Source organism: Actinoplanes sp. NPDC051633 (assembly GCF_040681735.1).
Lineage (GTDB): Bacteria > Actinomycetota > Actinomycetes > Mycobacteriales > Micromonosporaceae > Actinoplanes.
Genome location: NZ_JBFAZH010000369.1, coordinates 1 through 6,513 on the forward strand (window position 1 = coordinate 1; position 6,513 = coordinate 6,513).

At 71.3% G+C, this 6,513-nt stretch carries 6 protein-coding genes; 4 read left to right on the forward strand and 2 right to left on the reverse strand.

Going from position 1 to position 6,513, the window contains the following annotated elements; all coding sequences use genetic code 11:
* Together AB0M20_RS20790 and AB0M20_RS20795 are read left to right on the forward strand one after the other, a co-directional pair.
* Positions 1–562, forward strand: a 562-nt coding sequence (locus tag AB0M20_RS20790; RefSeq protein WP_364300427.1) for a serine hydrolase domain-containing protein, incomplete at its 5' end; no start/stop codon positions are given.
* 1 nt (position 563) lies between these two features.
* Entirely contained in the window at positions 564–986 is a 423-nt protein-coding gene (locus AB0M20_RS20795) for a GNAT family N-acetyltransferase (RefSeq protein ID WP_364300429.1), read from the forward strand.
* Here AB0M20_RS20795 and AB0M20_RS20800 read toward each other — a convergent pair.
* Positions 973–2,964, reverse strand: a complete 1,992-nt coding sequence (locus tag AB0M20_RS20800) for an AAA family ATPase (RefSeq protein WP_364300431.1) — start codon at positions 2,962–2,964, stop codon at positions 973–975. The two genes, AB0M20_RS20795 and AB0M20_RS20800, sit on opposite strands and share 14 nt — an antisense overlap.
* Before the next feature lie 190 nt (positions 2,965–3,154).
* Here AB0M20_RS20800 and AB0M20_RS20805 point away from each other — a divergent pair, with 190 nt between their 5' ends.
* On the forward strand, positions 3,155–4,006 hold the full coding sequence (locus AB0M20_RS20805; protein WP_364300433.1) for a menaquinone biosynthesis protein: 852 nt from the start codon (positions 3,155–3,157) through the stop codon (positions 4,004–4,006).
* Here the strand turns inward: AB0M20_RS20805 and AB0M20_RS20810 are convergent.
* The gene (locus AB0M20_RS20810; protein WP_364300435.1) at positions 4,003–4,956 is read right to left on the reverse strand and encodes an aldo/keto reductase; all 954 of its coding nucleotides are present in this window, start codon (positions 4,954–4,956) and stop codon (positions 4,003–4,005) included. The genes AB0M20_RS20805 and AB0M20_RS20810 overlap by 4 nt on opposite strands.
* A gap of 123 nt (positions 4,957–5,079) precedes the next feature.
* Between AB0M20_RS20810 and AB0M20_RS20815 the strand changes: the two genes are divergently transcribed.
* A partial coding sequence (locus AB0M20_RS20815) for a beta-1,3-glucanase family protein (RefSeq protein WP_364300437.1) occupies positions 5,080–6,513 on the forward strand: 1,434 nt, incomplete at its 3' end.

Below are 6,513 nucleotides of genomic sequence, written 5' to 3' on the forward strand. Positions count from 1 at the left end.
GGAGGCGGCGGCCGACGCGGAGGGCGACCCACCCCCTGCCGGGGTGGGCGGGGCGGCGGCGTCGAGCTACTCGAACGTCGGCTATGTGCTGCTGGCCGAGGCGGTCGCGCGCACGACCGGAACGCCGCTGGCCACCTTCGCAAAGGACCGGATCTTCACCCCGCTGGGCATGGCCGACACCCTCTTCTGGGCCGGCCCCGAGCCGTCCCCGCCCGGTGCCGTGCAACTCGACCCCCGGCATCCCGCACCACTGTCCATCGGCGACGGCGGCCTGTGGAGCACCGCCGAGGACCTGCTGCGCTGGGCCGAGGCGCTCGACACCGACCGGCTCGGCATCACCGGCCTGCTGCAGACCCCGGTGCTGGGCTACGCCTGGGGGATGGGCGTCCGCGAGCATGCGGGGCACCGCATCTACCGGCACGGCGGCTCGTATGCCGATGTGCGGACGATGCTTGTGCGCGTACCCGGCACAGGTTTTGATCTTGTGGTGCTGGCCGCGCGGGATCGCAGCGAGCGGCGCACCGACCTCACCGACCGCCTGCTGGAAGCGCTGGTGACATAGCGTGGCCGAGATTGAACTGCGCTCCGCCGAGGCGGCGGACATCGCGCGCGTGCTGGCCTTCTGGCGGATCGCGGCCGAGGACGCCCACCGCCCGCCGGACACCCCCGCCGCCCTGGCCGCGCTGCATCTGCGCGATCCGGACGCGCTGATCCTGGCCATGGACGGCGACGACATCGCCGGCACGGTGATCGCCGGGTGGGACGGCTGGCGCTGCCACCTCTACCGGTTGGCGGTCGGCCCACGGCATCGCCGTGAAGGCATCGGCCGTGCGTTGATCGAGGCCGCCGAGGACCGGTTCCGGGTGCTGGGCGGCACGCGGGTCGACGCCATGGTGCTCGACGACAACGAGCTCGCGCACCGGATCTGGCGCGCGGCCGGCTACCGGCGGCAGGCGGAGTGGTCGAGGTGGGTCAAGCCGCTGTGAGCGGCGCCGGGAGCGGCCGGCCGTGCACCACCGACAGGCGGGAGACGGCCCGGGTCAGCACCACGTAGAGGCGGTTGAGCCCGCGCGCCTCGGACTCCACGATGTCGGCCGGCTCGACGACGATCACATGGTCGTACTCGAGGCCCTTGACCAGCGTCGCCGGCACCACCGTGACGCGCTCCTCGGACTCCACCTCGTCCGCGCTCGCGGACGTGATGCCGGCCGCGGTCAGGTGTTTGCGCAGCCGGTCGACCGCGTCATCCGCGGCGATCACCGCCACCGACCCCTCGTGCTCGAGCGCCGCGGTCACCTCGACCAGCATCGCCGCGTCCACATCCTCGGCGTGTGTGACGGTCAGGTCGCCGTCGCGGCGCAGCGACACCGCCTCGGCCACGCCGACGCCGAGAGCGGGCAGGAGGCGGTTGGCCAGAGCGAGGATCATTTCGGGTACGCGAAACCCGACGGTCAACGGCACCACTGCGGCATCCGGCTTGCCCAGGTGGCCGAGGGTGTCCGCCCAGTCGGCCGCGGCCCACGGCGCGGTGCCCTGCGCCAGGTCGCCGAGCAGCGTGATCGAGCCGTGCTCGCTGCGCCGCGCGATCGCCCGCGCCTGCATCGGCGACAGGTCCTGCGCCTCGTCGACCACCACGTGCCCGAAGCTCGTCTCCCGCTCGAGCAGCCCGGCGGCTTCGTCGAGCAGCACCAGGTCGGCCGCGCTGAACTTCGCCGACTTCGGGGTCTTCGGCGGCTTGACCCAGCGGATCGCGTCCTGCTCCTCGGCGGTCAGCAGGGGGTCCGACGGATCGGTCAGCACGCCCACCACCAGCTCGGCCGGTGTCACCTCGGGCCAGGCGGCGTCCAGGAAGCGCCGGACCGGCTCGATCCGGCTCATCTTGCGCAGCCAGCCCTCGCCCGGTGAGTTGCCGGTGCGGTATTCCGACTGCCGCTGCAACAGCCCGACCACCCGGGCCAGCACCCGCTCCCGGCCGACCGCGTACGGCAGACCCTCGCGCCGGGCCTCGTCCACGATCCGGCGCAGCGGCTCGGCGTCGATCCGCCACCGGTACGAGCCGTCCGACACCATGATCGGTTCGGTGGGTTTGGCCAGCCTGCGCCACAACGCCTTGGCCAGCACCTGAGCCATCCGCGGATCGTGCTTGACCAGCGTCGCGGCCGGGCTGTCCGTGGCCCGCACCGGCGCCCGGGCGATCAGCTCGTCGACCGTCGCCTGCTGCACCTCGATCTCGCCCAGTGCCGGCAGCACCGCGGAGATGTACGACAGGAACGCCGTGTTGGGCCCCACGATCAGCACCCCGGACCGGCGCAGCCGCTCGCGGTGCAGATAGAGCAGGTATGCCGCCCGGTGCAGCCCGACCGCCGTCTTTCCGGTGCCCGGCGCGCCCTGCACGCAGATCGACCGCTCGAGGTCGGCCCGCACCAGCTCGTCCTGCTCGGGCTGGATGGTGGCCACGATGTCGCGCATCGGCCCGACCCGTGGCCGCTCGATCTCGGCGGTCAGGATGCGGCTCTTCGTGCCCAGCTCCTCGCCGCGGTCCAGGTGCTCGTCCTCGAAGCTGGTCAGCTCGCCCTTGACGAAGCCGAACCGGCGCCGGACCGCGACGCCCTGTGGGTCGCGCACGCTGGCCCGGTAGAAGGAACGGGACAGCGGGGCCCGCCAGTCGAGCACCATCGGCTCGCCGGCGTCGTCGGTGACGTGCCGCCGGCCCACGTGGTAGGCGGCGTCGTCGATGTCGAGCCGCCCGAAGAACAGCGGCGTGGTGGGGTCGTCGGCCAGCTCGGCGACCCGGCGGGAGAGGGTCCGGCCGAGCGCCTCCGCCCCGTACGGGTCGCCGGCCACCTCGCTGCCGGCGGAGTAGAGGGCCTCGGCGCGGCCGCGCATCCGGCGCAGCGCGGCCCGGGAGGCGGACAGATGGGTTCGTTCGGCTTCGAGTTCGGTGTCGAGGTCAGGTGCGGGCACGCTGATCTTCCTTTTCCTTACCTGCTGCTCGCTCCGCGTTTCCGGGGGCGGATGGCCGCCAGACCCGGCGCGGGGACGTCCGCTTCGGTGCCTTTCACCGCGGCCGTCAAGCGGCCTTAGAGCCTACGCCGCGGTGTGTATCGCGCCACCGAATTACGAGCTGGTGAGATCACGGGGCTAGCGTCGAGGCATGACTGACGTCGAGCAGCGGCCCAGGGTCGGCCATATCCAGTTCCTGAACTGCCTGCCGATCTACTGGGGCCTGATGCGCTCCGGTGCGCTGCTCGACGTCGACCTGCGCAAGGACACGCCCGACGCGCTGAATGCCGCGCTCGTCGCCGGCGACCTCGACATCGGCCCGATCTCCCTGGTCGAGTACCTGCGGCACGCCGATGACCTGCTGCTCCTGCCCGACCTCGCGGTGGGCAGCGACGGCCCGGTGCTCTCGGTCAACCTGATCTCGACCCGCCCGCTCGCCGAGCTGGACGGGCGCCCGGTCGCTCTCGGCTCGACCTCGCGCACCGGCGTGCTGCTGGCCCAGATGTTGCTGGCCGAGCGCTACCGGGCGAAGCCCGACTACTTCCGTTGCCCGCCGGATCTGTCGCAGATGCTCATGGAGGCCGACGCCGGGGTGCTGATCGGCGACCCGGCGCTGCGCGCGATGCACGAGGCGCCCGCGCGCGGCCTGCGCGTGGTGGATCTGGCCGAGGAGTGGCGCGACTGGACCGGGCTGCCCATGGTCTTCGCGGTGTGGGCGGTCCGGCGGGAGTTCGCGGCGGCACACCCGGGCACGGTCAAGGAGGTGCACGAGGCGTTCCTGCGCTCGCGCGACCTGTGCCTCGACGAGCTGGACACGGTGGCCGCGGCCGCAGCCCGGTGGGAGCCGTTCGACGCCGCCACGCTCGCCAACTACTTCCGTACCCTCGACTTCTCGCTGGGTGAGCGGCAGGTGGCTGGCCTGCGGGAGTTCGCCCGCCGCGCCGCCGAGCACGGCGAGGCGCCCGCCCTGCCGGAGGACGGGCCCCTGTTCGCCGAGGTTTAGCCGAGGATCTCGTCCAGGGCGGCGACGTCCTCCGGGGTGAGCTGCCACTCGCCCGCGGCCACGTTCGCCCGCACCTGCTCCGGGGAGGTCGCCCCGGCGATGACGCTGGTCACCGCGGGCCGGGCGGCCAGGCCCGCGATCGCCACGTCGAGCAGCCCGTGCCCGCGCTCCGCGCCGAACGCGGTGAGCGCCTCGATGGTGTCCCAGTCGGCGCCGTCGAGCCAGCGCTGATAGCGGGACTGCGCGAGACGCGTACCCTCCGCGGGCTTCTCGTTGCGGGAGTACTTGCCGCTGAGCAGGCCGCTGTCCAGCGGGAAGAACGGCAGCAGCCCCAGCCCGAAGTGCTCGCAGGCCGGCACCACCTCGGCCTCGACCTCCCGATGCAGCAGGCTGTACTGGTTCTGCGCGCTGATGAACGGCGTCAGGCCGCCGGCGCGCGCGGTCCAGTCGGCGTCCGCGATCTGCCATCCGGCGAAGTTGGAGTTGCCCAGGTAACGCACCTTGCCCGCGCGGACCAGGTCGTCCAGCGCCGCGAGGGTCTCGTCGATCGGGGTCGACTCGTCCGGCGCGTGCATCTGGTAGAGATCGATGTAGTCGGTGTCCAGCCGCCGCAGGGACGTCTCCACCGCGCGGATGATGTATCTCCGCGCGCCCCGCGCGCCGCGGTCCGCGCCGTTCAGCCCCTCCATGTCCATGCCGAACTTCGTGGCCAGCACGATCTCGTCGCGGCGGCCCTTGAGCGCGGCGCCGAGCAGCTCCTCCGACGCGCCGTGCGGGGTGCCGTAGATGTCGGCGGTGTCGAACAGGGTGACCCCGGCGTCGAGCGCGGCGTGCACCACCGCGGCGGTGCCGTCGGCGTCCAGTTTGCGGCCGAAGTTGTTGCAGCCGATCCCGATCGCCGACACGACCAGCCCGGAGGTGCCCAGCCGGCGATAGCTCATCTCACTCATAGGTCCGACCTTATCCGCGCAGTCTTCGTCCGCAGTTCATCGTCGCTCATCTATTGACACAGCTTGTTAACAGATCGGAAGCTGTGAGAGCGCTCTCTCCCCCGACACTCCACGGAGGCTCCCGTGCGAAGAAGACTGCTAGCAGCGCTAGCCAGTGCCGTCCTCTCCGTCCCCCTGCTCGCCGCCCCGGCCCAGGCCATCGGACCGGCCATCCTCCCGGTCAACGTCACCAACAGCACCGGCCGCGGCGAGGCCACCTACCTGTACGTGATCGGCGTTCAACTCTCCAGCGGCCGCCTCGGCTATGTGAACCAGGGCGGCACGTTCACCCCATGGACCGGCGGCCAGATTCCACCCTCGCCCGCCCCCGACGTCGCCATCGGAGGTCCCGGCAACGGCGGCAGCACCACCATCAACTTCCCGCGTGGCTTCTCCGGCCGCGTCTACTTCTCGTTTGGGGAGAAGATCAAGTTCTTCCTCACGCCGGACGGCCTGGTGCAACCCGCGCCCTGGGCCGGCGACGCCAACCGCAACATCCTCTTCGACTGGAGCGAGTTCACCTACAACGACGCCGGGATCTGGATCAACAGCTCGCAGGTGGACATGTTCGCGGTGCCTCACGCGGTGACCGTCACCGGGGCGAACGGCGCGACCAGGCGCACCGGCGACGTGGTCAACAACGGCCGCAACGCGATCATCGACGGCATCCGCGCACAGGCGGGCTGGGCCAACACGGTTCAGACACGCAGCGACGGAACGGTGCTGCGCGTGCTGGCGCCGGGCAAGGCGTCTGAGGCCGGGCTGCTGTCCCCGACCTACTACCAGGGCTACATCACGTCGGCGTGGAACGCGTACGCGGGCAAGGTGCTGACCGTGGTGCCGTTCGGCGACCAGCCCAACGTCAAGTACTTCGGACGGACGTCGGGCAACGTCATGAACTTCACCAACACCGCCGGGCAGCAGGTGGCCTCGTTCAACAAGCCGTCCGACGGCAGCGTGTGGGGCTGCGCCGGGGACCTGCCGGCACCCAACGACCAGGTGGTCGGGCCGATCTCGCGTACCCTCTGCGCCGCGCTCAACCGCGGCACGCTCGGCACGCTGGACACCCAGCCGACCCTGAACGCCGGCGAGTTCTACCGCAACAACCCGGCCAACCACTACGCCCGGATCATCCACGCCAACATGGTCGACGGTAAGGCGTACGCGTTCCCGTTCGACGACGTCGGCGCCTTCGAGTCGCTGGTGCACGACGGCGACCCGCGCTCGGCCGGCATCATCCTCAGCCCGTTCGGGGCCGGTGGCACCACCCCGCCGCCGCCCACCAACGGCGCGGTGTCGATCCTGAGCAACTGGAACAACAAGTGCATCGACGTGCCGGCCGCGAACTTCGTGGACGGTGCCCGGCTGCAGATGTACACGTGCAACAACACCAACGCCCAGAAGTTCGTCTTCGAGGGCGGCGCGATCAAGAGCCAGAACAACAAGTGCGTGGACGTGGCCGGCGGATCGACGGCGAACCTGGCGCCGATCCAGCTCTACACCTGCAACGGATCCGGC

What these genes read in the sequence shown, in the direction of transcription:
- AB0M20_RS20810 (WP_364300435.1), bottom strand. Translation starts at nt 4,956, where the DNA reads ATGAGTGAGATGAGCTATCGCCGGCTGGGCACCTCCGGGCTGGTCGTG.
- AB0M20_RS20805 (WP_364300433.1), top strand. Translation starts at nt 3,155, where the DNA reads ATGACTGACGTCGAGCAGCGGCCCAGGGTCGGCCATATCCAGTTCCTG.